The sequence below is a fragment of the Ensifer sp. WSM1721 genome, from assembly GCF_000513895.2.
GTDB lineage: Bacteria > Pseudomonadota > Alphaproteobacteria > Rhizobiales > Rhizobiaceae > Sinorhizobium.
This window is the reverse complement of the sequence record NZ_CP165783.1, coordinates 808,660-833,913: the sequence shown is the minus strand read 5'-3', so window position 1 is coordinate 833,913 and position 25,254 is coordinate 808,660. Positions and strand designations below refer to the sequence as shown.

Here is a 25,254-nt window from a genome sequence, read left to right as displayed (position 1 = left end):
CGGAGGCGCCTAACAGACAGGCGCCGGCTGCGAACTGCAGCCGGCGCAGCTAGGCATGGAGGCGATCAGCCGCCGATCGTCGCCTTGCGGGCGTCGATGATCGGCTTGTAGAAGTCGCTGTTGACCTCGGTGTAGCCGCTGAACTCGCCGCCCTGGATGGCCGAGAAGCAGGCCGCATCCGTCTTCGGCAGATCCATCATGAACTGCTTGAACTTCGCTTTCATGTCGTCATTCATCGAGGTGCGAACGACGATCGGGCCGTTCGGGATCAGCGGCGACTTCCAGAGTTCGACGAGGTCGTTCATGTCGAGGATGCCCTTGTCGACCATCTTGCGGAGGTTGCCGGAGGTGTAGCCGTCCTTGAACTCGCCGACGCCCGAGCCGAAGGTCGTACCGGCATCGAAGGTGCCCTTCAGCACTTCGAGGACGAGGTTCTCGTGGCCGCCGCCGAAGCCGGTCTCACCGAAATATTCCTTGACCGGCGCGCCGATCGATTCCGGCAGCGTCACGAGGGGAACGAGGTAGCCGGAAGTGGAGTCCGGATCGGCAAAGCCGAGCTTCTTGCCCTTGAGATCCTCGAGCTTGGTGATGCCGGACTCCTTACGGGCGACCATGATCGAGTGGTAGCCGGTCGCGCCATCTGTCTGGACCGTCGTCAGGATCGGCTCGACGGCATCGGCCTTGGCGAGATAGATCTTGGCATAGCCGGAGGCGCCGAGTTCGGCATAGTCGAGCGTGCCGCCGAGGAGGCCCTGGATCACGCCGTCGTAGTCAGCGGCCGGGAACAGCGAGACCTTTTCGACGCCGATGGCGGCCGGGAGCTTGTCCACCAGGCACTGATAGTTGCGCAGGCGGTCGGCTTCGTTCTCGCCGCCCATGATGCCGATGCGGAATTCCTTGAGGTCTTCGGCCTGGGCCTGACCGACGAGGGCGATGAGCGCGACGGCGCCCAGAAGAGCTTTCTTCAGCATGAGGTTCGTTCTCCCTTTTTCCGGTTGTTCCGGATGGATTGCGGTTAAAGATGCCCTTGACGCGGGCATTCGATCGCGGCGGGCCTTAAAGGCCGGCCAGTGCCAGCGGCTTCAAGCCGGCCGATGCGGTTTCCTGCGGCACTGCCGCGGGAATGTTTATGCTTGTCGAGGTCATCGCTTCCTCGATCGGCGTGTCGGCTCCGTAAATCTCGGCGACGGCCGCGGCGGTCAGGTCCTTCGGCTGCCCGTCGAAGACGACGCGGCCGTGCGCCATGCCGATGATGCGCTCGCAATAATTCCGGGCGGTGTCGAGCGTGTGCAGATTGGTGATGACGGTGATGCCGTCGCGCTCGTTGATGTCGCGCAGCGCATCCATGACGATCTTGGCGTTGAGTGGGTCGAGCGATGCGATCGGCTCGTCCGCAAGCAATACCTTCGGCTGCTGCATCAGCGCACGGGCGATCGCGACGCGCTGCTGCTGGCCGCCGGAAAGCGTGCCAGCCGGCTGCAGGGCCGACTGCTCGATGCCGAGCCGCTCGAGCGCGCCGATCGCCATGATCCGCTCTTCGCGACTGAACATGTTGAGAATGCTCGATATCGTCGAACGGTGGTTCAGCCGCCCGAGCAAGACGTTGGTGAGGACGTCAAGGCGCGGCACCAGGTTGAACTGCTGGAAGATCATCGCGCAGTCGCGCTGCCAGCTGCGTAGCGCGACACCCCTTAGCGAAGAGACCTCGACGCCGCCGAACTCGATCGAGCCCGAGGAGAGGTCAACGAGGCGGTTTATCATGCGCAGGAGCGTCGACTTGCCGGCGCCGGAGCGGCCGATGATGCCGACCATCTGCCCTTGAGAGATGTCGAAGGTAACCGAGCTCACGGCGGTCTTCTTGCCGAACTGGCGGGTTACGTTCTTCAACTGAAACATTGGTGGCAGTTCCTCTCTCGGGGAGACCGGTCATCGGCATGACCCCTGCCATATCCGTGCCTCGTGAAGGCGAAATGTCAGTTTTTTGTAGCTTCTGTTACAGTCCACAGGCGCACAGCGCCGGGGCGGCACGCAGGCGCGCCGTTCACCCGCTATCCGGAATAGCCGTGCCGCGCGAAGAAGCGATCGAGCTCCCGCTGCTCCGGCACCTGTCCGGTAAAAATTTCCACGTATTCCGGGATGCGTTTCATGCGGACGGCGATGTCTTCCTTCGTCTGCATGGAAATGTATCCGATCTGCACCAGATAGATCGTGCGTGCCCGAACGTCGGCGTGTGTGTCGTCGTGCCCAAAGCGCAGGAACATGCGCGACAGGGCATCGAGGCGCTGCTGATCGGCGCTCTGGACCTCCGCCAGAATTTCGGGTGACTGGAGGGCCCAGCTCCTCACCGCGAACTCGAATTGCGAGTCGAAAAGCCTGCTGTCCAACCAGCAGTCAAAGACGTTCAGCATCGCCTCGGCAACCGTCTCGGCATAGGCCTCAGCCCGTTTGACGAGATTGCCCGTGTTCTTCTCGCGCCAGCGCGAGACCAGCGCGTTGAGCAGTTCCTCGCGGTCCTTGAAAAACCAATAGAAGCTCGTCCGTGATAAATTGAGTTTCTTCGCAAGCGGCTGGATCTTCACCGCATCGACGCCGGCCTCGAGCAGGGACTCGTAGGCCGCCCCCAACCAAACATCCGGGGAACCGCGCCAACCGCTGTCATTCATGGTCTGCTCCATGGTCGTTTCCTAGCAAACCGTGAGGGGTCACGCAAGAAAAACTGTACATCGATGTCGCCAAACATGACGTATGTGATCGTGAAATTGACACTTATGTACATTTTCAATTACGCTCCCGGAGCATATCTAAGATCGGAGCCTGGCAGATGTCGAACGATCCCCTCCTTCAACCCTATCAGCTCAAGCACCTGACGCTGCGCAACCGCATCATCGTGACCGCCCACGAGCCCGCCTATCCGGAAGACGGCATGCCGAAGGAGCGTTATCGTGCCTATCACGTTGAAAGGGCGAGGGGCGGCGTTGCCATGACCATGACGGCAGGCTCCGCTGCCGTCTCGAAGGATAGCCCTCCGGTGTTCAACAATCTGCTCGTCTACAAGGACGAGGTGGTGCCGTGGATAAGGGATCTGACGGACGCCGTGCACGAACAGGGTGCGGCAATCATGATCCAGCTCACCCATCTCGGCCGTAGGACACGCTGGGACAAGGGCGACTGGCTTCCGGTCGTGGCTCCGTCGCACCATAGGGAGGCGGCGCACCGCGCCTTTCCCAAGAAGCTGGAAGATTGGGATATCGAGAGGATCATCAAGGACTTTGCAGACGCGGCCGAGCGCATGAAGGCGGGCGGCATGGACGGGATCGAGCTGGAAGCCTACGGACATCTCATCGACCAGTTCATCTCTCCGCTCACGAACGAACTCGACTCCCCTTATGGCGGCTCGTTGGACAACCGCATGCGGTTCTGTCTCGATGTCCTGAAAGCGATCCGCGCGCGGGTTGGCTCCGATTTCCTCGTCGGCATACGATACACCGCCGACGAGTGTCTGCCCGGCGGTACGGTGAAAGAAGACGGCTTCGAGATTTCGAAGCGCCTCAAGGAAAGTGGGCTCGTCGACTTCCTGAACGTGATCAGGGGCCATATCGACACCGACGCCGGGCTGACGGATGTGATCCCGATCCAGGGCATGGCAAATTCCCCGCACCTCGATTTCGCCGGCGAAATTCGTGCCGCCACCAATTTTCCGACCTTCCACGCCGCGAAGATCCCGGACGTCGCGACGGCCCGCCACGCGATTTCCGCCGGCAAGGTCGATATGGTGGGGATGACCCGCGCCCACATGACGGACCCGCATATCGTTCGGAAGATCATCGAAAGGCGTGAAGAGGACATTCGCCCCTGCGTCGGCGCGAACTACTGTCTTGACCGCATTTATCAGGGTGGCGCCGCCTACTGTATCCACAACGCCGCGACGGGACGTGAGCTGACGATGCCGCACACGATTGCGAAGGCTGACCGGCGCAGGAAGGTGGTGATCGTCGGGGCCGGTCCCGCCGGCCTCGAAGCGGCCCGTGTGGCGGGCGAGCGTGGTCATGAAGTCGTTGTCTTCGAAGCGGCGAGCGATCCGGGCGGACAGGTCCGCCTCACTGCGCAGAGCCCGCGCCGCCGGGAGATGATCAGCATCATCGACTGGCGCATGAGCCAGTGCGAGAAGCTTGGCGTCACCTTTAATTTCAATACATGGGCTGAAGCCGAGACCGTTCAGGCGGAAAATCCGGACGTCGTCATCATCGCCACGGGCGGACTGCCACACACTGATGTCTTGTCGAGGGGCAACGAACTCGTCGTTTCCGCCTGGGACATCATCTCCGGCGACGTCAAGCCGGGCACTAACGTTCTGATCTTCGATGACGCCGGCGATCACGCCGGTCTCCAGGCGGCCGAGTTTCTCGCCAATGCCGGAGCCAAGGTCGAAATCATGACGCCTGACCGGTCCTTCGCACCGGAGGTCATGGCGATGAATCTCGTCCCCTACATGCGCTCGCTGCAGAAACTGGACGCAACCTTCACGGTCACCTTCAGGCTCGATGCGGTTGAGCGACACGGCAACCAACTGATCGCCCATGTCGGCAGCGACTATGGCGGCGTTGCCAAGCAGCGCATAGTGGACCAGGTGGTCATAAACCACGGAACCATTCCGCTCGACGAGCTGTATTTCGAACTGAAAGCGGCTTCGACCAATCTCGGCGAGATATCGCACGACCAACTGATCGCCGACGAGCCACAATCAATCGTTCGCAACCCTGACGGCAGATTCCAGCTCTTCCGCATCGGCGATGCGGTCGCGGCGCGCAACACGCATGCGGCGATCTACGACGCGCTTCGCCTTCTCAAGGACATCTGACCGCGAGGCGAGCCAGATGGATCCGCTGGCAGTTGATGCCGTGGATCTTGTGCGTCGCTGCCACGAACGGCGCGGAGCGCCAAGAATAGAACCGGCACTCCGTCGCGGTCACGCCTTCACGAGCATGTCAACTGGCTGTCGCAGTCGGGTGGTCCACGATCATGTTTTGGACATCTTTCTGGCAATCACTCGCCCGCAAATTCATTATGCACGGGAAAGAAGAGATCACGTGCAAGGACGGGCGAGGGGGCTTAAGCTTATTGTTGTGAGTACTGATCCACCTGGGCCATTGCGCACCTATTCACCTTGCAACTGGTCGGCGCGATCGGCATGCGTGTTGCTTCCCGCTCACTGTTGCAGGATGGAAGCGCATCTTCTTGGCATGCGCTCTGACGGCAGTTACTGATCGAGAGCTTGGATGGCGGAAAACGATGCTGCGTCGGATAGTGAGGGGGTGAGCCACGGGCGTACCCGCGAGCGCGGCCGTTACCGGCACGGCAATTCGCAGCGAACCGCATTCGCCAAAACCTTGAAGGCACTTGCCATATTGCGCCGCGCGTTGGGAAGACTTGGCCGGGCACTTCGGGAGGAAGTGCCTGTGGCGATGGGTGAGGCGACGCGAAAGCTCGGCGCATTTGCCGTCGGCGTACTGGAGCGAAGAGGGAAGAAGCCGCGGGCGAGGGTGCCGCGCGCAGCAGAAAATCGCTCCGCCCCAAAGAGCCGGCTCCCCGAACGAGCAATTCTGCTGCGAGGCGCAGCGGTCTCGATCGCAGCATCTCTTGTCCTCCTGGTGGCCGTGTCTGCTTGGGCGCTGAGCGATGTGCCATGGGACGAAATCGCGGATGCCTCGCTGAAGCCGGTGGTGGTGCTCGAAACGGCCGACGGCAAACCGCTGGTCAGCCAGGGGCCGATCCAGGGCCCCTATGCGAAGCGAGAGGACTTTCCGCCACACCTGATCGACGCGGTGCTCGCAAGGGAGGACCGGCGCTTCTACGAGCACTTCGGCATCGACTTGAAAGGTATTGCCCGCGCAATCTACAGGAATGTCGGGGCGGGCGAAGTCGTGCAGGGCGGCAGCACGATCACGCAGCAATTGATCAAGATCCTCTACCTCGAGCGCGAGCGTACCTGGAAGCGGAAGATCCAGGAAGCGGTGATCGCGTTCTGGCTCGAAAGCAAGCTCGGCAAGGACGAGATCCTTACCCGCTATTTGAACAACATCTACCTCGGAGCGGGTGCTACCGGCGTGCCGGCTGCTGCGCGCATCTTTTTCGACAAGAACGTTGGCGACCTCAATATCGGCGAGTCGGCAATGCTCGCGGGGATCATCCGCGCCCCTTCGCAGCTCAATCCGTTGAGCAATCCCGAGGGCGCGCGCCAGCAAGCGGAACTGGTCATCGATGCCATGGTCGAGAGCGGCAGGATCACGCCCGACCAAGCCAAAGCAGCGAGCGCGGAATTCCTCAAACTCCAGCCATCCAAACCCGCGACCCGGTCGGGTAGCTGGTTCGCCGACTGGGTCATGCAGGACGCCCGCGAACTGGCGGGCCCCTATCGCGGCACCATCAGGATCAGGACGACCATGGTGCCGCGACTGCAAGCGATCGCCGAAAAGGTCGTCGCCGAGGCGCTTCGGCAGAACGGCAAAAGAACCGGGGCGTCGCAGGCGGCCCTGGTGGCGATGACGCCGGAAGGCGCCGTGGTCGCCATGGTCGGCGGTCGCGACTATTCAAAGAGCACCTTCAACCGCGCCGTTTCCGCGATGCGTCAGCCCGGCTCCGCGTTCAAACTGTTCGTCTATTATGCAGCGTTGAAGGCGGGCCTGACGCCCTTCGACCCCGTCGAGGACGCGCCGCTCGACATCAACGGCTGGTCCCCGGAAAATTTCGGTGGCGGCTACAGCGGCCCTGTCAGCATCGCGGAGGCGTTCGCGCGGTCACTGAACGCTGCGACGGTCGCGTTGGCGATGGAGGTTGGGATCGACAAGGTCATCGCATCGGCCCGGGAACTCGGGATCGACGCCCCGCTCTCCGAAACGCCGAGCCTCGCTCTCGGTTCGTCGGAGGTCAACCTGCTTGATCTTACCGGAGCTTACGCTTCGGTGCGGGCGGGGAAGGCCCCGATCGAACCATGGGGCATCGTGTCCCTGCAAGCCGAAGCCCAGCCGCAAGCCTTCCGCGTCGGCCCTTCGGAACAGCCCACCACAGACATCAGTCAATACCGGCCGGACCTTGTCGGCCTGTTGAGGCTCGTCGTCGAGCGCGGAACGGGGCGGGAGGCCGATATCGGAACACTTGCCGCCGGCAAGACCGGCACGAGCCAAAATCACCGCGACGCGTGGTTCATCGGCTTCACCGAACCGCTGGTCGTCGGTGTCTGGGTCGGCAATGACGATGAGACCCCAATGAAGGATGTGACAGGCGGAAAGCTGCCGGCGCAGATTTGGCGGAACTTCATGACCGCCGCATTGGCCGCCGGTGCGGAAGAAAGCGACGCCAGAGTGGCGGGCTCGGCACCCGCTTGCAACTTTCGAGCCTGCGCACGCGCCTATCGCTCGTTCCGGCCCGACGATTGCACGTTCCAGCCCTATGACGGCCCGCGCAGACTTTGCGAGAAATAGGCTTGGCGAGAAGTGGGTTTGGGTGGTGTTGCCGCCTGCCGCCGCTATTTCGGAAAGCGACCCGGATCGAAAAGCTTGAAATCGAGGCCTTCGCTCCGGAAAGTTTCCGGCGGCACAGTCTCCGCAAGCAAGCTTGCGGCAAGTGCTCCGAGCGCCGGCGAGGTGAGGATGCCGTAGCCGCCCTGGCCGACAAGCCAGAAGAAATCCGGACGGCCGGGAGCGAAGCCGACGACGGGCAACCGGTCGGCGGTGAAGCTGCGCAGGCCCGCCCAGCCTTTGACAACTCTTCTTACCTCAATCGTCGTGGCTTCCTCGACGTAGTGTGCCGCCCAGGCGATGTCGATCTCCTCCGGTTGCACATCTGAAGGCTCACACGGTGTCTCATCGGCGGGCGACGCGAGCAGTCGTCCGCCCTCCGGCTTCATGTAAAAGTCCTCGTCTATCTCGTTGATTTCCGGCATGATCGCCGTGTCGACGCCCTCGGGCAGATCGACCGTAATGGCGGTGCGACGATGCGGCACGATGCCGAGGGGCCGCAGGCCGAAGAGGGTGGCGACCGGATCGGCCCAGGCGCCGGCGGCATCTACGACGATCCTTGCCCGGATCTCGCCCGCAGCCGTTTGGACGACCCAGGCAGCGCCGTCGTGTCGTGCATCAAGGAGTTCATGACGCTCAAGGATGTCGCAACCGTTGCGCCGTGCGCCCTTGGCGTAACCCTGGAGCAAGTTCTCGACTTCGATGTCCCAGAAATTGGGATCGTGGAAGGCGGCCGCGACGTAATCGGCTTTCAGGATCGGCACACGGGCAAGCGCCTCCTCGATCGTCAGCCGCTCGATTTCCGACGTGAACTGGCGTTGCTCTGCGAGGACCTTTTCAAATCGCTCGACCTTCTCCGCATTGGCGATCATCACGCCGCCGCGCCGTTTCAGGAGCGGGACCTCCGTGAAGCCTTCCGGCGGCCGATCGAAGAAGACCTTCGAGATCGCAGCGAGCTTGCAGACTTCCGGGGCATTGTATCTCAGCACGAACTCGGCGGCCGAACGCCCGGTGCTGTGGTAGCCGAGCGCGTCTTCCCGCTCGAGAATGGCGACGGAACGGTGCGGACTGAGGAAATAGGCAAGCGACAATCCGGCGATACCGCCGCCTATGATCGCCACGTCGTAGTTGCGCATATGGTCCGCTCCGGTGCTTTTGAGCGGACCATAGAAAGAGCGACAATGGCGTTCAAATTTATAGCGGTTAATGTCGTTATCAATCCTGATGATGATCCAGCGGTTCAGTGTCGGCGACATGCGCGAGAAAGGCCTCTTCCGCCGGATTGAGGATCGAATTCGGATTGGAGATGCGGAAGACGTCGGTCGTCGGCAAGTCGCGATAGGGCGGCAATTGCCAGAGTTCACCCGCCTTGACCGCTGGAAGGGCGAGATGATCGGGCAGCATGCCGATGCCGACATTGGCGGCGATCAGCCGCATCACTTCCTCGACATTGCAGGAGACGCCTCTGACCTGCTGGCCGAAGGAGCCTATCGCGCGCACCGCCGTCACGGAGTTCATGTGCTGGCCGCCGAGCACGTCGGCGATGAAGGCGATGAAGGGATCGCCGCGCAGATCATTGAAATCGACTCCCTGCACGCCGAAAAGCGGATGGCCGCGGCCGCAATAGAGCGCATAGCGCTCGCGGATGTGAAAACTCTTGTTCAAGCCTTCCGGTATGATGCCGTCGCAGAGCCCCATCGTCGCGATGTTGCGTTCGACGGCGCTAAGCACGTCGACGGTCGTTGCGACGGTGACGGAGATCGTGACCTTCGGATGCATGCGAAAGAAGCTATCGAGCTTTCTGTCCCAGGCGGGATTGTGGGCATGACTCACCGTGTGAATATTGAGATGGCCCGTGACTTCCTCGCCCGCGGTCTCGAGCACGTGCGGCAGGCGGATCACCGCCGCGAAGATGTCGCGGCATCGGCCGTGCAGCTTCTCGCCCGCTTCGGTGAGGTCGAAGCGTCCCGGCCGGCGATCGATCAATTTCTGTCCGATGGTCTGCTCGAGCCGCTTCAGCGCCATGCTGACGGCCGGCTGCTGCAGGAGCAGCCGATTGGCGGCCGCCGTGATGCTGCCTTCTTCCACGACCACCACGAAGGTGCGCAGCAGGTTCCAATCGAGGTTATGGGCGAAGCGTTCGAGGCGATTGTTGGTCATGGCGTCGGAGGTGGCGCTGGATCACGATGATATTAGGTCGGATTGGTCTAAAATCACGAACGTGATCGATTTCTAATAAGTTGGCGCGAATGCGGGCGGAAAACCGCACACTTTCCTCATCCCGCGTGAGCATGCTCCGCGAATAATCCGCAGAACGGCTGCCGACACAAGCTCCATTCCGCAAGCGCATGAGCCAGTGCCTCAAATTCGTTTGAAACCATGGACCTCGCTTGCCATAACACGTAACGCAAACAGCGCGACGGGAGAGAGACATGTCGGCAAGGACGCAGTTTCAATGGGATGATCCGTTTGTGCTCGAAGATCAGTTGAGCGAAGACGAGCGGATGATCCGCGACACGGCGCGCGCCTACGCCCAGGAAAAATTGCAGCCGCGCGTGATCGAAGCCTATCGGGAGGAGAAGACCGATCCGGCGATTTTCCGTGAGATGGGCGATCTCGGCCTCCTCGGCGTCACCGTACCCGACTCCTATGGTGGCGTCGGTGCCTCCTACGTCGCCTATGGCCTCGTTGCTCGCGAGATCGAGCGCGTCGATTCCGGCTATCGCTCGATGATGAGCGTGCAATCCTCGCTCGTGATCTATCCCATCTTCGCCTACGGCTCCGAGGAGCAGAAGCAGAAATATCTGCCGAAGCTTATCAGCGGCGAGTGGATCGGCTGCTTCGGGCTTACCGAACCGGATGCCGGCTCCGATCCGGCCGGCATGAAGACGCGAGCGATAAAGACTGAGTCCGGCTACCGGCTGATCGGCTCGAAGATGTGGATCTCCAACGCGCCACTTGCCGATGTCTTCGTCGTCTGGGCGAAGTCGGAGGCGCATGACAATGCAATCCGCGGCTTCGTGTTGGAAAAGGGCATGAAAGGGCTTACAGCGCCGAAGATCGCCGGCAAGCTTTCGCTCCGTGCCTCGATCACCGGCGAGATCGTTCTCGACAATGTCGAGGTCGGCGAAGGGGCCCTATTGCCGAACGTCGAGGGGCTGAAGGGACCCTTCGGCTGCCTCAACCGTGCGCGCTACGGGATCTCCTGGGGCGCGCTCGGCGCGGCGGAATTCTGTTGGCATGCGGCCCGCCAATACGGCCTCGACCGCAAGCAGTTCAATCGCCCGCTCGCCCAGACCCAGCTCTTTCAGAAGAAGCTCGCCGACATGCAGACCGAGATCGCGCTCGGGCTGCAGGGTTCGCTGCGTGTCGGGCGGCTGATGGACGACGGTCGCATGGCGCCGGAGATGATCTCGATCGTCAAGCGCAACAATTGCGGCAAAGCACTCGACATCGCCCGCATGGCTCGCGACATGCACGGCGGCAACGGCATTTCGGAAGAGTACCAGGTCATGCGCCATATGCTGAACCTGGAAACCGTCAACACCTATGAGGGCACGCATGACGTCCATGCACTGATCCTCGGCCGCGCCCAGACCGGGCTGCAGGCCTTCTTCTGAGCGGCACAGTCATGGAAGCTCCGCTCAAGGGTATCCGCGTCCTCGAACTCGCACGCATTCTCGCCGGTCCCTGGATCGGCCAGACGCTCGCCGATCTCGGCGCCGACGTCATCAAGGTCGAGAGCGCGGCCGGCGACGACACCCGCAGCTGGGGGCCGCCCTTCGTGGAAGGCGAGGCCGGCGAGAAGCTCGATGCCGCCTATTTTCACGCCTGCAATCGCGGCAAACGCTCGGTCGTTCTCGACTTCACGACGGCGGAGGGGCAGGAGGCCGTGCGGCGGCTTGCGGCGCAATCCGACGTGCTGCTCGAAAATTTCAAGGTCGGCGGTCTCGCCAAATACGGGCTCGACTACGAGAGCCTGAAGAAGATCAATCCGCGGCTCATCTATTGTTCGGTGACCGGCTTTGGTCAGGACGGGCCCTATGCCCACCGCCCAGGCTACGATTACATCATCCAGGGCATGAGCGGGATCATGGACCTGACGGGTGAGCCGGATCGCGAGCCACAGAAGATTGGCGTCGCCTTTGCCGATATCTTCACCGGGCTCTATGGCGTGATCGCCGTGCAGGCCGCGTTGGCGCAGCGGGAACGCACCGGTGGGGGACAGCAGATCGACATGGCGCTCTTCGATTGCATGACCGGCGTGCTCGCTAACCAGGCGCTGAACTTCCTCGTCTCGGGCAAGGCGCCGCGACGGCTCGGCAATGCCCATCCGAATATCGCACCCTACCAGGTGTTTCCGACTTCCGACGGTCACCTGATCGTCGCCGTCGGCAATGACCGGCAGTTCGTCAAATTCTGTGACGTCCTCGGACGGCCCGACCTTGCCGCCGACGAGCGCTACCGGACAAATGCCGGCCGCGTTCAGTACCGCGACAACTTGACCCCAGAACTCGCCGCGGAAACCGTCAAGTTCGAGCGGGATGCGCTGCTCGCGAAACTCGAGGCGGCCGGCGTGCCGGGCGGGCCGATCAACACCGTCGGCGACGTCTTCGCCGATCCGCAGATGATGCATCGGCAGATGCGGGTGGATACACCCCATACGGGCGCAGCAAACGGCACATCGCCCGGCGTGAGGACACCGATCCGATTCTCCGGAGCTTCCCTGGCGCTCGAACGCGGCGTGCCCCGCCTCGGCGAACACAGCGCCGAAGTGCTAGAGGAAATTGGCATGACGGCTTCCGCGACCAAGGAGCAGAGGTAGGCGCCCGGTCTATCACGTTGTGCTAAAAAAGGCCTACATTCAAATCTAACGAACCGTTCGGCTGGGCAGGGGCAGATCGAGCGGAGAATCTATGCGCGGCTATTTACTTCTGACAGAAGCGAGAAGCGGTTCGAACTGGTTGGGTTCGCTTATCAATCATTCGGGGAACATGGGACAGTCGAGTGAATGGCTGTCCCCCAAGATTCACCGCCTCGATACCAGCGCCATGTCATGGGACGCATTCTTCGCAGAAATCATCAAAAAGAGCTCCACTCCAAACGGAAACTTCGGCTTGAAGATATTTCCGAACCACCTCTTCCAGACGCGTGAAATCTACGGAATGGACTTTATCCAGCATTGTCTTTCCGTGCATGACGTCGCGATCGTCTTCCTGCGACGCAGCGATACGCTGAGGCAAGCGGTCTCCTACGCACGGGCAAGACAAACACGCAGTTTTGCCGCCCATATCGAATGCAAGATAGAGCCGGCCTACGACTTCGAAGAAATTGCGCGATGTTTCTTCTACATTCGCGACAGCTACATTTTCTGGCAGAGTTATTTGGAACTCACCGGAGTGACGTTCACCGAATTCGTCTATGAGGATATCGTTCCAGACCCGTCATCCTTCGTCAGGCACATAGCAGAACATCTGCAGGTATCCCTGCCCGCGGAACCGCAAACCTCCTTGGCCGTCCAGCGTGATGAATTGACAGAAAGATGGATCGCCCGTTTCAACGAGGACCGCAGATCGGCGGACCTGCTCGAGGCCTATGATCGTCGCGAACATATACCGGGAAAGATCAAGAACTTTTTCAAGCTCGCCACCCGAAGCCTCCAGCCGCGATATCCGTTCGCTTTCTAGCGCGGGCTGAGGAAAAGTGTGCGCGGTTTTCCGCCCGCATCCCGCGCTAACTTATTAGAATCGATCACGTTCATGATTTTAGGTCGATCCGTCTAGAATGGCGGCAGGCATGCAGCGGGACAAACGATGTCCGGAGCGCCGTTTTCCGGAGTTGAATTCTCGGGATGATGCCGATAAACGCACTGTCGCGGTGGCCGATTGGAGCGGATTTTGAAAGACCTGCACTACCCTTTTCGTCTTTCGGAAATTGAGAGCAGGCGGATCCGCAGAAGCTTTCTCGATCGACTGCTGACCCGATACGAGACCCATAAATTGCAGGCGCGCATTCGCAAACGGAGCCGCGCGATTGAAATGTCATGCCTCACCGAAGGCGGCGCACGGACGCTCGGCCGGGAAGATCTCCCGCTCGTGTTCAACACGCGCAACGACCGAAAGCTCCTGCCGTCCTTCCTGGCGCATTACAGGAAACTTGGTGTAACCCGCTTCATTTGCGTCGACGACGTATCGGCTGACGGCACGCGCGAGTATCTCCTCGAGCAACCGGACGTCGATGTGTGGACTTCGCCACTGCGATATCGCGATGCTCGCCGGGGCCGCGAGTGGCGCGAAGCGCTGTTCGAGCGTTATGGTACCGAGCGGTGGTATCTCAACGTCGATTCGGACGAGTTTCTGATCTATCAGGACTGCGAATATCGGCCGCTCAGCGACCTTATTCGGGCTATCGAGAGCAAGGGCGAAAAGCGACTGGCCGCTCCGATGCTCGACATGTATCCAATCGGACCGCTTGGCTCGGCCATTTTGGGCAGCAATGACCAGCGCATGCCGTGGGAACTTGCCGATCACTTCGACGGTTCCGGATACGAAATTACATACACGAAACGCGCGATAAGCATTACGGGCGGGCCGCGGAAGCGCAAGTTCGCGCAGGTACTGGAACTCATTAAATATCCGGTGATCTTTTGGGACAAGGACTGCAGTCTGAGCGTGAGCATCCACCAGCCACTGCCTTGTGAGCGCAATTTTCTCCCCGTTTCCGGAGCATTGCTGCACTTCAAGTTCTTCTCGGATTACAAGGAGAAGATCGAACTCGCGGTCGCCGACGGGCAGTATTTCGACGGGGCTGCAGCCTATCGCAAGATGCTCGAAAATCTCCAGGAAACCGGCGAATTCGATTTTACCAACGAGCATTCCATCCGATTTTCAGGGTCGCGACAGTTGCTGCAACTGGGCTTCATCGCACCCATTGCTTTCGCATCCGAGGCCCGTTAGTCGCGGCATGCGGTGCAATCGAGCGAGAGACGCCAACATGCGACCGGGAGACAGGCAGCAATGAGGAAAAGCAAACTGGTCGTGGCCTTTCCAGTCTACAACGGCGCACGGACGCTCGAGCAGAGCCTGCAATGCATTGCGGATCAGGACTTTAAGGATTTTCGGGCAATCATCGTCGAGAACAAATCGACCGACAACACTCTCGAAGTGGCCCGGGCCTTCTGTCGGAAGGATCCGAGGTTCGAGATTGTCGAGAACAGCAGGCATTTGAACGCACTCGACAATTTCGCAAATGCGATCACGCTCGCGAGCGAACGAGGAGAGTATTTCTGCCTGCGCGCGTGCGACGACCTGTCCTCGCCGGACTACCTCTCGAAGCTTCTTGCTGCGCTCGAGGCACAGCCCTCGAAACTGCTCGCGGCCGGCGCGACGGAGCGGATCGACGGGGACCGTGTCCGGCTCATGATACCGAACAGCAATATCTTTGATTTTGCGAAGAAGATAGCGATCGGGCAGCTACCGCGGAACCTGACGTTTCCCGCCGAGTGGCTCTATGGCGTTTTCCGTTCCGACGGCGCGACGGAAATCCTTCTGAGGCGCTGGCCGGAACTGGGACGCGCATGGTGCGCCGCATCCTACACGATCGCCGAGTTCGTGATTCGCGACCTTGCCACCTATGTCGAGGGGCCCGCCTACCATTTCTTCGTCGGATCTGGTTCCGAGAAGATCTACGGCGCCAAAACCCTGCGTGACAAGCTCCAGCAGCGCTGGATCTACACCATGGGCTGTTATCGCCTGCGGCATAAGCTGCCGCCGATGTCGTGGTATGCACGCTGGCGGTTCTGGCTCATGTGCTGGAACGACGCCCGACGCAAGACTGGCTACTACATCCTCGGCAGACTTTAGCCTCGGGAGCGCTGCGCTCTTTAGGCTAAGCTGATGCGCCAAAACTAAAATGAAGCAGCCCAAAAGGGGACTTAAAATGGGTAAGTCAGTGCGGGAATTAAGGACTGGAAGACACGTCCGCTGACTTGCTCTGGCTCTATCGCGGCTGAAACCATTTCCCGCGGGTTCGTTTTGACACACCGCTGCCGATTAAGTTCCCATATGGCCCCTATGGCGGGATATCTTTTCGCGATTCCCGCAAATCCGCATGTTGCACCAGCGGCGCTTCCCGCCTCGCGACGTGTCTATGAACAGCCACCCACATCGTGGGCAGGCATGCAGCCTTGTACGAGGCAGCGTAAAGAATGCCTCGATCGACAGATGGGCGAGGAATGCGGTCACAAGGGTTGGGTCTCGCCATTGATTGGACGTGAGATCGAGCCTTGTCGCATTCCACCCGACTGGCTGGGCTCCCAACCCGCGTGCTGCGCGTGAGAATAGAAGGCCAAGCGGTTGCGACGGGATCTCCACGTCTGAGGCGATCGCATCGAAGACCTCGTATGACGAGTCCCGTATCACACGAACTCCGATGAGGAAGTGCCTATCGCGTATCTCGGCGACCGCTTCTGCTCCACGTTCGTCTGCCAACCCTGCAGCGAGGAGCCACGTCCCGACGTCCCGGGGGGACTTAAAAAGCTCATTGTCCGGCGGTGGGGCTCGCCGGTCATACACAGCGTTCGAAAGGTCCAGGGCGGGATGACCGCCTATGAAGTGCTCCGGCACCCAGGCCGTGTGATCGCTCGACAGGGAACGTAACCTTTTTTAGCGCGTTATGCGGTTACAGCGCTGTAACCGCATAAGTCTAAATATCAGGTTTCATCGCTGACGACAAATCCAGGAGTCAGGTATGCAAACCCATCATGATAAAACCGCCCGACGCCGAATGCGTCTCTCCGATGGAACCGAGCTTGCCTACGTCACAGCGGGTGATACATCGAACCCCGGGCTATTGCTGCTGCACGGTTACGCGAGTTCATCGCGCACGTTCCGTGACGCGATCCCCGCGCTGTCGCGCGTCGCCTACGTGGTCGCGCCCGACCTGCCCGGATACGGAGAATCCGATCCTCTTCCCGCGCCTTCGTTTGCAGCGCTCAGCAACGCCATCACCGAGCTGTTGCGCCATATCGAGATCGGTCAACGTTTCATTTATCTGCACGATTGGGGTGCGCCGGTCGGATTGCGGATCGCCATGCAATCGCCCGAGCTGGTGTCGGGCCTCATCATTCAGAACGCCAATGCGCATCGCACTGGCTTTGCGCCGCAGTGGGAGGCGACGTTCGCGTACTGGTCCGATCCGACCCCGGAAAATAAGGCCAGAGCGACCACCTTTCTCACCTTCGAAGGGACGCGCGACCAGTACACGCGGGACGTGCCGGCAGAGGTCGTCGTCAAAATCAAGGGCGAGCCCTGGGTCGAAGACTGGAGGGTTTTGAACCTGCCCGGCCGCATGGAGATGCAGCGCACCCTTCTTGCCGACTACGGCAATTACGTCGCCCAGTTCGATGCGATCGGCGCTTATTTCAAGCAGCGGCAGCCGCCAGCGCTGATGGTCTGGGGCCGCCACGACGCCTTCTTCGACATCGCCGAAACGCTCTCTTGGATGCAGGACCTCCCACGCATGGAGGCGCACATCCTGGACGGTGGGCACTTCCTGCTTGAGACGCATGCGGAACCGGCGCTCACCCTCATGATGGATTTCTTCAAGCGAACGCAAGAGAGACTCCCGCAACTCCCCTAAGAGAATGCTGCGAGCTTATCACCGGGCCTTTCAGGGCACGGCGTGAATCCGGCGCGTTTAGGGACTAAAGACCTCGTTGGCGGGGGAAGCCGAGCCGCCCGGCGTCGGTCCGCCGCCGACGACGAATATCCGGCCATCGACCACGGCCGCGCCCAAGCCGTGCCGCGCCGTCGGCATCGGTGCAAGACGCTGCCAGTCGTCGCTCACCGGTTCGTAAGCCTCGACCGTGTCGAAGGTACCCTCGGGCGCTTCGCCGCCGACCACAACGATGCGTCCGCCAATGACCGCTGCAGCGATCCCGCTGCGCGGCGTCGGCAAATCGGAGCGGCGTTCCCAGCGGTCGCTCGCCGATTCATAGACCTCGTTGGCGGCCAGGTTGCGGGCATAGCTGCCGTCGATGCGGCCACCGATCGCATAGAGCCGCCCGCCAACCACGGCGACCGCGAGATGGTCGCGCGGGGTTGCTAGAGCCGCACGGTTCGACCAAGTGTTGCTGCCGGGATCGTACACCTCATGCGCAGGCGTATTGCGTCGATCGTCTCCGGCGCCGCCGACGACGTGGATCTTGCCGTCGAGCACCGCTACGGCAAGTGCACCTCGTGCGGTGGGCATAGGTGCCAGGCCGCGCCAGCGATTGCGCGCCGGATCATATTCGTAGAGCGATGCCATCGGCGTCCAGCCATCTGAATAGCCGCCGATAACATAGAGCTTACCGTTCAGGCCGACCGTCCCTGCATGATGCAACGGCTGCGGGGGTGGCGCGCCGCGGCTCCAGCGGTCGGCGCGCGGATCGTAGATCTCCAGGTCACTGGCCTCGGAGAAGCCCCCGACCACATAGATCTTGCCGTCCAGCTCGGCGACGGCGACCTCGGACCGCTCGGAGGGCATCGGCGCTGCGCTACGCCACTGCCCGTTGCCCGACTGCGCCGCCGTTGCGTTGCTCAGCAGCAGCCAAACAAGCACGAGCGTGAAGAACCGGTATGTTTGCGATATTGGCATATTGACCCTCCCCGCCGGTGCCAAAAGGCGGCTTCCGGAGAACCATTCGGCGAAGAATACCTGAAAGTTTACGGCGACCACAGACCGTGAGTTTAGAAATCCTCGCTGGAAATCGCCGCTATCTCCTTTGACGCGGCCCTCAGCCTTTTTCGCACAGCCGGCTGGTCAAGCCGGTGCCGCCATCGGCGCAATGCGCACCGCCCGGCGCTGGGCGCCCCAGTCACCCGGGTGCGGCTCGAACACTCCCGAGCAAGGCGTGCCGCAGCGGCGGCAGCGGCCTTCGGCGTCGAGCGCCCAAGATAGCAGGCGGTACCAGTCGCGGGCGATCAGGCATGCGCCGCAGGCGTGGCACCAGGTGCTGCCGCCGACGGCATCGTGCACGTTACCGCAGTAGACGTAACGCAGCCCGTTTTGGAGACCGATCCGACGCGCCCGTGTCAGCGCAGCGGGCGCGGTGGGCGGCTTGTCCATCATCTTCCAGTCGGGATGGAAGGCCGTGAAGTGAAGCGGCACATCTGGCCCGAGTTCTTCCATGATCCATTGCGTCAGTGACTCGATCTCCGCCTCAGAATCGTTTTCGCCGGGAATGAGCAATGTCGTGATCTCGAACCAAACGGAGGTTTCACGCTTGAGATAAACAAGCGTGTCGAGCACCGGCTGGAGATGGCCGCTGCAGACGCGCTGGTAAAAGCGCTCGGTGAATGCCTTGAGATCGACATTGGCCGCATCCATGTGGCGATAGAATTCGGTGCGGGGCTCCGGGCAGACATAGCCGGCCGTGACCGCGACGCTTTTAATCCCCTGTTCCCGGCAGGCATCAGCCACGTCGATGGCGTATTCGTGGAAAATGACGGGGTCGTTGTAGGTGAAGGCAATGCTGCGGCAGCCGAGATCCACGGCCGCACGCGCGATCGCCGCGGGGGAAGCGGCATCGGCAAGCGTGTCGATCGCGCGTGACTTGCTGATATCCCAATTCTGGCAGAAGCGGCAGGCAAGATTGCAGCCCGCCGTGCCGAAAGACAGGACTGCGGTGCCCGGCAGAAAATGATCGAGCGGCTTTTTCTCGATCGGATCTACGCAGAAGCCGCTGGAGCGCCCGTAGGTCGTCAGCACCATCCGGTCGGCCTGGCGGGCACGGACGAAGCAGAGTCCCTGTTGCCCCTCATGCAATTTGCAAAATCGCGGACAGAGGTCGCACTGGATGCGCCCGTCGGCGAGCGCGTGCCAATAGCGGCCCGGCACAATCGACGCGTCCTGCGGTTGCAACTCCGGGCGGACAGCGGTGGCGTCGTTCGGGACTGGGGACATACTCATATGATAGACCTGTCTTGGTATCGTTCAACGGTGATGAACTGCTCCCGGGGACCACGTCCCCCATCGGCGATCGCCCGGCGGCGTGCAGGTCTTCGATATTGTTCCTCCTATCTGGATCGGTTCCGGTCAGCGCTGCTGCACCTGGGGGACATAATCGCGCGCGATCTCGACCGAGGCAGGGCGCCCGGCGAGGAAGAGCTCTCCAATGCGCGGCGCAGTCTTGGCAATGATCTTGCCCGCCTTTATGACGAACAGGCGATTCGGCTTCAACCTCAACGCCTCGGCGACGTCGGCCGCCTGCAGCACGACGAGATCTGCCTTGCAGCCAATGTCGAGACCGTAGCCTTCGAGCCCCATGGTCTTCGCTGAATTGACGGTGATCGCGTCGAAGATCTTGCGCTTGTCCTCGACGCCGGCCATCTGCGCGACATGGATTGCCATATGGGCGACCTCCAGCATGTCACCCGAGCCCATCGAGTACCAGGGATCCATGACGCAGTCATGCCCGAAGGAGACGTTCAGGCCGGCCGCCATGAGCTCCCGAACCCGCGTCATGCCGCGCCGTTTCGGATAGGTGTCATGCCGGCCCTGCAGCATGATGTTGATCAGCGGATTGGGGATCACGTTGATCTCCGCCTCAGCCATCAGCGGGATGAGCTTCGAGACGTAGTAATTATCCATGGAATGCATCGAGGTGAGATGCGAACCTGCCACGCGTCCCTTTAGGCCGAAACGTACCGTCTGGGCAGCCAGCGTTTCGATGTGGCGCGACATCGGATCGTCGGTTTCGTCGCAGTGCATGTCGACCGGCAGGCCACGGTCGGCGGCGATCCGGCACAGCGCCTCGACTGAGCGGGCGCCATCTTCCATCGTCCGCTCGAAATGCGGAATGCCGCCGACAATGCCGACGCCCATATCGAGCGCGCGCTCGAGCGAGGCGACGCCGTCGGGTGCGCGGTAATAGCCGTCCTGGGGGAAGGCGACGAGCTGAAGCTCGATGTAGGCAGCGACCTTTTCCTTGACCTCGAGCAGCGCTTCGGCCGTCACCAGCCGCGGATCGGAGGTGTCTACATGGCTGCGAATGTAGAGAAGGCCCTGGGTGACGGCGAGGTCGCAATAGCGCAAGGCCCGTTCAATGAGGGCTTCCTTCGTCAAGAGCGGGCGCAACTCGCCCCAGAGCGCGATACCCTCAAGCAGCGTCCCGGAGACGTTCATCCGCGGCATGCCGAGCGATAGCGTTGCGTCCATATGGAAATGCGGATCGCAGAAGGGCGGGCTGACGAGCCGGCCGGTCGCGTCGATCGTCTCGCCGGCGGTCGCGGCGATGGATTTCTCGATGGCTGCGATCTTGCCGCCGGCAATGCCGATATCGAAGCCCTCGCGGCCGTCGGGAAGATTCGCATTGCGGATGATCAGGTCGAACATGGGTGAGGCTCTCCGGGTTATCGCTCAGCGCTCGCCGCGCCGGTAGGATTGCATCAGGACCTGCGGGACGCGGGCGCGCCGGGCCATCAGTGCCACCGGCCAAGGAGGTCTGCGGTGCGGCCCGCCTCGACAAACGCGACCTTCACACTCGCCTTTTACCACGTTTGCGCAGCGTTATGGGGCCGTCGCTCTTTACAGCGTCGCTCTGCGCGCTGGTTGTCGGCGGGGGCGAGGCTGGATGCAGTCTCTGCAGACCAGCAAAGCGGGAAGCCATACCCGCGAAGATGACCTGTCGCCAGCAAATCAACATGTCGGCTATGGCACGCATATTCATCTCCTCGCGCGCGAAGCGTCAGGCAACATAAGCGAGCCCGACACCGGCGCTCACGATCACCGTGCCGGCGATACGAAGCGCCGCCGCTCCGGCCACGTCATATCGGGCAACCCCACGGCAGACGGCGATGCCGGTTACGAGAAGGATCACCGTGCCGCCAACGAAACCGAGGATATAGCCGAGGGGAGCGGCAGCCGGCCCCTCGGCTCCATGGGCCAAGCCATGGAAGAAGGCGAAGGCGGCGCTGCCCGTGACAGCCAGAGTAACCGGCACGTTCGCGTTTATGATCAGCGCTGCGCCGTAGATGATCACGGAGGCGAGGATCGCCGTTTCGACGAGCGGCACCGTCGTCCCGCTCATGGCTACGGCTGCGCCCGCGACCATGGCCGAGACGAAGGCGACTGGCAATTGCCAGAGCGCCGGGCCGCCAAGCCGCGCGGCAATCAGCCCGACGGCGACCATGGCGAGCTGGTGATCAAGGCCTGAGAAGGGGTGGAGGAAGCCGCTTTCGATGCCGTGGACAGGGTCGCCGATATGGGCCAGGGCCTGACCGGGCAGAGTGATTAGGAGGGCGGCGAGCGCAGCGATGGTCCGAAAAATCATGACGTTGCCTTTCTGAAGGGAGAATTCATTCGGTCGGTTCGATATCGAAATGCGACGCGTCAGTGCGGTCCTCGAGCTTGCGTGCCTCGGCGAACGACAGCCGGACGACCGCTTTGCCGTCGTGATAGAGGAATGAGAGGTCGTGGCGGCGCGAGGTCATGCGGGCGGGCAGCACGTCGTAGCGTACGCCGTTGCCACCGAGGAGCGGCACGACCGCGCCGATGTCGGTGCGATCCGCGGTCTCGACACGAAGCAGATGCAGGGCTTTCCCGGAAGCGTCGACGCCGACGAAGGGAATGCCCGCAAGCCTGAGAAAACTCGTCTGATCACTCGCCCGGGCGAAGTTCTCGACGAAACTCGCCTCGACGAGATCGAGATCACGTTCGTGCGGCGGCGACAGGTCCTTGCTTTCGGGGCGATGCGGTACCTGCCATTGTACGGTGTCACGCTGCCGGTTATGGCCGGGACCCGTGTGCTGGTGGCCCTCATGATAATGGTCGTGACCGTGATCATGATCATGGTGGTGCGATTGCGCGCCGTGGTGGTGATGATGTCCGCCGTGCATGGCCGTCTCCTCAGAAGCTCACCGGCTTGTCGATCAGGTGCTTGTGGGAGCCGAGCTTGCCATGCGCTACGAGCGAGCCAAGCGCCTCCACCACCACCCGCACGCCGAAAAGCGCCGTGATGTCGGAGGTGTCGTAGGGCGGGCTGACCTCGACGACCTCGAGACCGCAGAGCCCCTCTGCCGCAACCAGCCCGAGGATCTTCAGCGCCTCGCGCGGGAGGAAGCCGCCCGGTTCCGGCCAGCCCGTGCCGGGTACGAAGCCGCAATCGATACTGTCGACATCGAAGGAAATGTAGACGGCGTCGGCGTCCTTCCAGGCGAGCTCGAGCGCGATCTCGGCGGTCTTCTCCGGACCGAGCTTTTCGATGTCGTCGATCGTCAGCACATTGGTGCCGCGCTCGCGCGCCACCTTCACGCCGTCGCGCGGCACCTGCCAGCCGCCGATACCGAGCTGGACGAGATTTTTCGGCGAGACGTTCGGCAGATTGGTCGCCCAGAACCACGGCGTCGTGTGCATGCGTTCGTCGAGATCCTTTTCCTGGATATCGATGTGGCGATCGAAATGGATGATGCCGATGCGTTTCGAGGTGCATTCGGCGATGCCGCGCACGCAGGGAAAGCCGATGGAATGGTCGCCGCCGAGCATGATCGGCAGCGCGCCGGAGGAAAAGACATGGGCGACGCCGCGGGTGATCTGGTCGAAGCTCTTTTCCAGATTGGCCGGGATGGTGAAGACGTCGCCCGCATCGCAGAGCGTCATCTGTTCGCGCAGGTCGACGCCCATTTCATAGTTATAAGGCGTGTAGAGCGCCGAGATGCGGCGGATACCCTGCGGTCCGAAGCGCGTGCCCGGCCGATAGGTCGTGCCGCTGTCGAACGGGATGCCGAGCACGGCCGCATCGTATTTGCCGACATCGCGGACATTTTCGACGTAGGGCGCCTTCAGGAACGTGTTGATGCCGGCGAAATGCGGCAGCTCGCCCCGCGCGAAGGTGGGGATCGACTTGTCCGTGAGGCTCTCCGAGCCCGGCAGGCCCATTTCGAGCGCCCATTTCTTTTCCCGTCCCCAGCCGTTGCCGGAAAGCTTCCCCTCCGCCTCGAGCGCCTTCCAGCCCTGGCTGTCGAGCATGTTGAAATCCGGGTGGTGCCGGCGCTCGCGAACGGGCGTCGCTATGGGGCCGGCGCGGCGAGACTGGCGGCTTGGGGGTTCACGCATGGGGCATGCTCCTTTTCGTTTCCTGGGACGTGGGGCTGGCCTCGATCGGCCGCGAAAAGCCGAGTACCGGGACGGGCCCGTCGCGGCTCAAATCGAGGTCGTAGATGATGCGGGCGCCGTAGCGCTCAGGCGCTTGCGGATCGATGCGCGGCCTATCGAAGGCGAGCAGCCGCGTCCCGAGACCGAAGGCCTCCTTGAGGTCGTGGGTCACCATGATCACGGTCATGCCGCGCTCGCGCCAGAGCGGATTGATGAGCGCGTGCATCTGCGCCCGCGTCCCGGGGTCGAGCGCGCCGAAAGGCTCGTCGAGCAGCAGCACCTTCGGTTCCCTGGCGAGCGCCTGGGCGATCGCCAGCCGCTGCTGCTGCCCACCCGAAAGCGCACTCGGATACTTCCGAGTGTGCTCGCTGAGCCCAACCGCTTCAAGAAGCGCTTCCGCCTTCTCGCTGGCCGCCTGTCGCTTCGCTCCAAACAGCTTGGCCGTGAACGAGCTCTCCGCGAATTCGAAGGCGATCAGGACGTTCTGTAGAACGTTCAGGTGGGGAAAAACCGAATAGCGCTGGAAAACCACGCCGCGGTCCGGACCCGGCTCGTCCGGCAGCGCCGCTCCATCGAGCGTGATGATGCCGCGCGTCGGCCGCTGCTGGCCGAGGATCATCCGGAGAAAGGTGGATTTGCCGCAGCCCGAGGGACCGACGACGGAGACGAAGGCGCCGGAGGCGATGTCGACCGATATGCTTTCGAGCACGATCTGGTTGCCATATTCCATCCAGACATTGTGGACGCGGATCTCGCTCATCGGCGCGTCTCCTGGACATAGGCCCAGGGGAAAGCGCGCCGGGCGAGCCGCGCCAGCAGCCAGTCGAGAAGATAGGCGATGAGGGTGATCCAGGCGACGTAGGGCAGGATCACGTCCATGGCGAGATAGCGCCGGACGAGGAAGATGCGATAGCCGAGGCCGCTCTCGGCGGCGATCGCTTCCGCCGAGATCAAGAAGAGGAAGGCCGGGCCGAGTGATAGCCTGAGCGCTTCGATGAGCCGCGGCATCGCCTGCGGCAGTGCAACGCGCAGCATCAGTTGCCAGGTGGAGGCGCCGAGCGTCTGCGCCTTGACGATCTGCTCACTCGGGATGGCGGTGACGGTCATGGCGAGGTCGCGAACGAGGAAGGGTGCGATGCCGATTACGATCAGCACCACCTTGGAGAGTTCGCCGAGGCCGAAGACGATGAACAGCACCGGCAGGATCGCCATCGGCGGGATCATCGAAACGACGGCGACGAGCGGCGACAGCCCGGCGCTTGCTAGCGGAAGCAGCCCGAGCGTCAGCCCGAGCACCAAGCCGATGGCGGCGGCCGCACCGAGGCCGATGAACAGTCGCTGGAGGCTCGCCGCGGTATCAGACCAGAGGGTCAAGTCTCCCGACCGCCGGTCGGGCTCGGTCGCCAACCGGTCCATGCTCGTCGCCATTTCCGTGATCGGCGGCAGCAGCTTGTCGCCCGGATTTGCGGCCCGCCGTTCCGCCGAGGCGACGACATAGAGGCAGGCGATCAGCAGGAAGGGCAGGAGGGCAAGCAGGATCCGCGTTCCCGATCCCGGGACGATATTGACGGCACGTCGCATGAGTCTTTCCATCCTCTGGAGAACA

Annotated in this window: 22 protein-coding genes; 8 read left to right on the top strand and 14 right to left on the bottom strand. The window is 62.0% G+C overall.

Translation table 11 applies throughout. The annotated features are described in order from the left end of the window. Positions 1-65: 65 nt before the first annotated feature. The 3 genes from phnD to M728_RS21415 form a co-directional block, all read right to left on the bottom strand. On the bottom strand, positions 66-971 hold the full coding sequence (gene phnD, locus M728_RS21425) for a phosphonate ABC transporter substrate-binding protein (protein WP_026619736.1): 906 nt from the start codon (positions 969-971) through the stop codon (positions 66-68). A gap of 85 nt (positions 972-1,056) precedes the next feature. Next, entirely contained in the window at positions 1,057-1,896 is an 840-nt protein-coding gene (gene phnC, locus M728_RS21420) for a phosphonate ABC transporter ATP-binding protein (RefSeq protein ID WP_026619737.1), read from the bottom strand. 152 nt (positions 1,897-2,048) lie between these two features. Next, a complete protein-coding gene (locus tag M728_RS21415; protein ID WP_026619738.1) occupies positions 2,049-2,675 on the bottom strand; it encodes a TetR/AcrR family transcriptional regulator in 627 nt (208 codons plus the stop codon). 146 nt (positions 2,676-2,821) lie between these two features. Here M728_RS21415 and M728_RS21410 point away from each other — a divergent pair, with 146 nt between their 5' ends. Continuing rightward, positions 2,822-4,858 carry an NADH:flavin oxidoreductase gene (locus M728_RS21410; RefSeq protein WP_026619739.1) on the top strand — a complete coding sequence of 679 codons (2,037 nt, stop codon included), beginning with the start codon at positions 2,822-2,824 and terminating at the stop codon, positions 4,856-4,858. A 418-nt stretch (positions 4,859-5,276) separates the two neighbouring features. After that, on the top strand, positions 5,277-7,478 hold the full coding sequence (locus M728_RS21405) for a PBP1A family penicillin-binding protein (RefSeq protein ID WP_026619740.1): 2,202 nt from the start codon (positions 5,277-5,279) through the stop codon (positions 7,476-7,478). A 44-nt stretch (positions 7,479-7,522) separates the two neighbouring features. Here M728_RS21405 and M728_RS21400 read toward each other — a convergent pair whose 3' ends face one another. Continuing rightward, positions 7,523-8,650 carry an FAD-binding oxidoreductase gene (locus M728_RS21400; protein ID WP_026619741.1) on the bottom strand — a complete coding sequence of 376 codons (1,128 nt, stop codon included), beginning with the start codon at positions 8,648-8,650 and terminating at the stop codon, positions 7,523-7,525. Between the two features lie 79 nt (positions 8,651-8,729). Beyond that, positions 8,730-9,674, bottom strand: coding sequence for a LysR family transcriptional regulator (locus M728_RS21395; protein ID WP_026619742.1), 945 nt, complete (start codon positions 9,672-9,674; stop codon positions 8,730-8,732). A gap of 272 nt (positions 9,675-9,946) precedes the next feature. Here M728_RS21395 and M728_RS21390 point away from each other — a divergent pair, with 272 nt between their 5' ends. The 5 genes from M728_RS21390 to M728_RS21370 all read left to right on the top strand — a co-directional run bounded on the left by M728_RS21390 (position 9,947) and on the right by M728_RS21370 (position 15,376). Next, a complete protein-coding gene (locus M728_RS21390) occupies positions 9,947-11,134 on the top strand; it encodes an acyl-CoA dehydrogenase (RefSeq protein WP_026619743.1) in 1,188 nt (395 codons plus the stop codon). Positions 11,135-11,145: 11 nt separating this feature from the next. Next, complete coding sequence (locus tag M728_RS21385) at positions 11,146-12,339, top strand: CaiB/BaiF CoA-transferase family protein (protein ID WP_026619744.1); 1,194 nt, start codon at positions 11,146-11,148, stop codon at positions 12,337-12,339. 91 nt (positions 12,340-12,430) lie between these two features. Next, the gene (locus M728_RS21380) at positions 12,431-13,201 is read left to right on the top strand and encodes a Stf0 family sulfotransferase (RefSeq protein ID WP_026619745.1); all 771 of its coding nucleotides are present in this window, start codon (positions 12,431-12,433) and stop codon (positions 13,199-13,201) included. A gap of 285 nt (positions 13,202-13,486) precedes the next feature. Then, positions 13,487-14,470, top strand: coding sequence for a glycosyltransferase family 2 protein (locus tag M728_RS21375; RefSeq protein WP_026619746.1), 984 nt, complete (start codon positions 13,487-13,489; stop codon positions 14,468-14,470). 60 nt (positions 14,471-14,530) lie between these two features. Continuing rightward, complete coding sequence (locus tag M728_RS21370) at positions 14,531-15,376, top strand: glycosyltransferase family 2 protein (RefSeq protein ID WP_026619747.1); 846 nt, start codon at positions 14,531-14,533, stop codon at positions 15,374-15,376. A gap of 189 nt (positions 15,377-15,565) precedes the next feature. Here M728_RS21370 and M728_RS21365 read toward each other — a convergent pair whose 3' ends face one another. Continuing rightward, positions 15,566-16,087, bottom strand: coding sequence for a CGNR zinc finger domain-containing protein (locus M728_RS21365; RefSeq protein ID WP_245269683.1), 522 nt, complete (start codon positions 16,085-16,087; stop codon positions 15,566-15,568). A 175-nt stretch (positions 16,088-16,262) separates the two neighbouring features. Here M728_RS21365 and M728_RS21360 point away from each other — a divergent pair, with 175 nt between their 5' ends. Continuing rightward, a complete protein-coding gene (locus tag M728_RS21360) occupies positions 16,263-17,153 on the top strand; it encodes an alpha/beta fold hydrolase (protein WP_026619748.1) in 891 nt (296 codons plus the stop codon). Between the two features lie 57 nt (positions 17,154-17,210). On the opposite strand, the gene M728_RS21355 is transcribed toward M728_RS21360, so the two are convergent. From M728_RS21355 to M728_RS21320, 8 genes are all read right to left on the bottom strand, one after another. Then, complete coding sequence (locus M728_RS21355) at positions 17,211-18,152, bottom strand: kelch motif-containing protein (protein ID WP_034883272.1); 942 nt, start codon at positions 18,150-18,152, stop codon at positions 17,211-17,213. Between the two features lie 165 nt (positions 18,153-18,317). After that, positions 18,318-19,460 carry an AmmeMemoRadiSam system radical SAM enzyme gene (gene amrS / locus M728_RS21350; RefSeq protein ID WP_084044343.1) on the bottom strand — a complete coding sequence of 381 codons (1,143 nt, stop codon included), beginning with the start codon at positions 19,458-19,460 and terminating at the stop codon, positions 18,318-18,320. A gap of 132 nt (positions 19,461-19,592) precedes the next feature. Further along, on the bottom strand, positions 19,593-20,891 hold the full coding sequence (locus tag M728_RS21345) for an amidohydrolase family protein (RefSeq protein ID WP_026619751.1): 1,299 nt from the start codon (positions 20,889-20,891) through the stop codon (positions 19,593-19,595). Positions 20,892-21,243: 352 nt separating this feature from the next. Continuing rightward, a complete protein-coding gene (locus M728_RS21340) occupies positions 21,244-21,828 on the bottom strand; it encodes a HupE/UreJ family protein (RefSeq protein WP_026619752.1) in 585 nt (194 codons plus the stop codon). A gap of 25 nt (positions 21,829-21,853) precedes the next feature. Continuing rightward, positions 21,854-22,393: a hypothetical protein gene (locus M728_RS21335; protein WP_026619753.1), complete on the bottom strand. Its 540-nt coding sequence runs from the start codon at positions 22,391-22,393 to the stop codon at positions 21,854-21,856. Between the two features lie 10 nt (positions 22,394-22,403). Next, positions 22,404-23,609, bottom strand: a complete 1,206-nt coding sequence (locus tag M728_RS21330) for an agmatinase family protein (protein ID WP_026619754.1) — start codon at positions 23,607-23,609, stop codon at positions 22,404-22,406. Continuing rightward, entirely contained in the window at positions 23,602-24,408 is an 807-nt protein-coding gene (locus M728_RS21325) for an ABC transporter ATP-binding protein (RefSeq protein WP_026619755.1), read from the bottom strand. The genes M728_RS21330 and M728_RS21325 overlap by 8 nt, the downstream gene beginning before the upstream one ends. Next, on the bottom strand, positions 24,405-25,229 hold the full coding sequence (locus M728_RS21320; RefSeq protein WP_026619756.1) for an ABC transporter permease: 825 nt from the start codon (positions 25,227-25,229) through the stop codon (positions 24,405-24,407). The genes M728_RS21325 and M728_RS21320 overlap by 4 nt, the downstream gene beginning before the upstream one ends. Positions 25,230-25,254 lie beyond the last annotated feature (25 nt).

What these genes read in the sequence shown, in the direction of transcription:
- phnD (WP_026619736.1), bottom strand. Translation starts at nt 971, where the DNA reads ATGCTGAAGAAAGCTCTTCTGGGCGCCGTCGCGCTCATCGCCCTCGTC.
- M728_RS21335 (WP_026619753.1), bottom strand. Translation starts at nt 22,393, where the DNA reads ATGCACGGCGGACATCATCACCACCACGGCGCGCAATCGCACCACCAT.
- M728_RS21325 (WP_026619755.1), bottom strand. Translation starts at nt 24,408, where the DNA reads ATGAGCGAGATCCGCGTCCACAATGTCTGGATGGAATATGGCAACCAG.
- M728_RS21340 (WP_026619752.1), bottom strand. Translation starts at nt 21,828, where the DNA reads ATGATTTTTCGGACCATCGCTGCGCTCGCCGCCCTCCTAATCACTCTG.
- M728_RS21380 (WP_026619745.1), top strand. Translation starts at nt 12,431, where the DNA reads ATGCGCGGCTATTTACTTCTGACAGAAGCGAGAAGCGGTTCGAACTGG.
- M728_RS21360 (WP_026619748.1), top strand. Translation starts at nt 16,263, where the DNA reads ATGCAAACCCATCATGATAAAACCGCCCGACGCCGAATGCGTCTCTCC.
- amrS (WP_084044343.1), bottom strand. Translation starts at nt 19,460, where the DNA reads ATGTCCCCAGTCCCGAACGACGCCACCGCTGTCCGCCCGGAGTTGCAA.
- M728_RS21345 (WP_026619751.1), bottom strand. Translation starts at nt 20,891, where the DNA reads ATGTTCGACCTGATCATCCGCAATGCGAATCTTCCCGACGGCCGCGAG.
- M728_RS21385 (WP_026619744.1), top strand. Translation starts at nt 11,146, where the DNA reads ATGGAAGCTCCGCTCAAGGGTATCCGCGTCCTCGAACTCGCACGCATT.
- M728_RS21400 (WP_026619741.1), bottom strand. Translation starts at nt 8,650, where the DNA reads ATGCGCAACTACGACGTGGCGATCATAGGCGGCGGTATCGCCGGATTG.
- M728_RS21390 (WP_026619743.1), top strand. Translation starts at nt 9,947, where the DNA reads ATGTCGGCAAGGACGCAGTTTCAATGGGATGATCCGTTTGTGCTCGAA.
- M728_RS21330 (WP_026619754.1), bottom strand. Translation starts at nt 23,609, where the DNA reads ATGCGTGAACCCCCAAGCCGCCAGTCTCGCCGCGCCGGCCCCATAGCG.
- phnC (WP_026619737.1), bottom strand. Translation starts at nt 1,896, where the DNA reads ATGTTTCAGTTGAAGAACGTAACCCGCCAGTTCGGCAAGAAGACCGCC.
- M728_RS21410 (WP_026619739.1), top strand. Translation starts at nt 2,822, where the DNA reads ATGTCGAACGATCCCCTCCTTCAACCCTATCAGCTCAAGCACCTGACG.
- M728_RS21415 (WP_026619738.1), bottom strand. Translation starts at nt 2,675, where the DNA reads ATGGAGCAGACCATGAATGACAGCGGTTGGCGCGGTTCCCCGGATGTT.
- M728_RS21355 (WP_034883272.1), bottom strand. Translation starts at nt 18,152, where the DNA reads ATGCCAATATCGCAAACATACCGGTTCTTCACGCTCGTGCTTGTTTGG.
- M728_RS21405 (WP_026619740.1), top strand. Translation starts at nt 5,277, where the DNA reads ATGGCGGAAAACGATGCTGCGTCGGATAGTGAGGGGGTGAGCCACGGG.
- M728_RS21320 (WP_026619756.1), bottom strand. Translation starts at nt 25,229, where the DNA reads ATGCGACGTGCCGTCAATATCGTCCCGGGATCGGGAACGCGGATCCTG.
- M728_RS21395 (WP_026619742.1), bottom strand. Translation starts at nt 9,674, where the DNA reads ATGACCAACAATCGCCTCGAACGCTTCGCCCATAACCTCGATTGGAAC.
- M728_RS21370 (WP_026619747.1), top strand. Translation starts at nt 14,531, where the DNA reads ATGAGGAAAAGCAAACTGGTCGTGGCCTTTCCAGTCTACAACGGCGCA.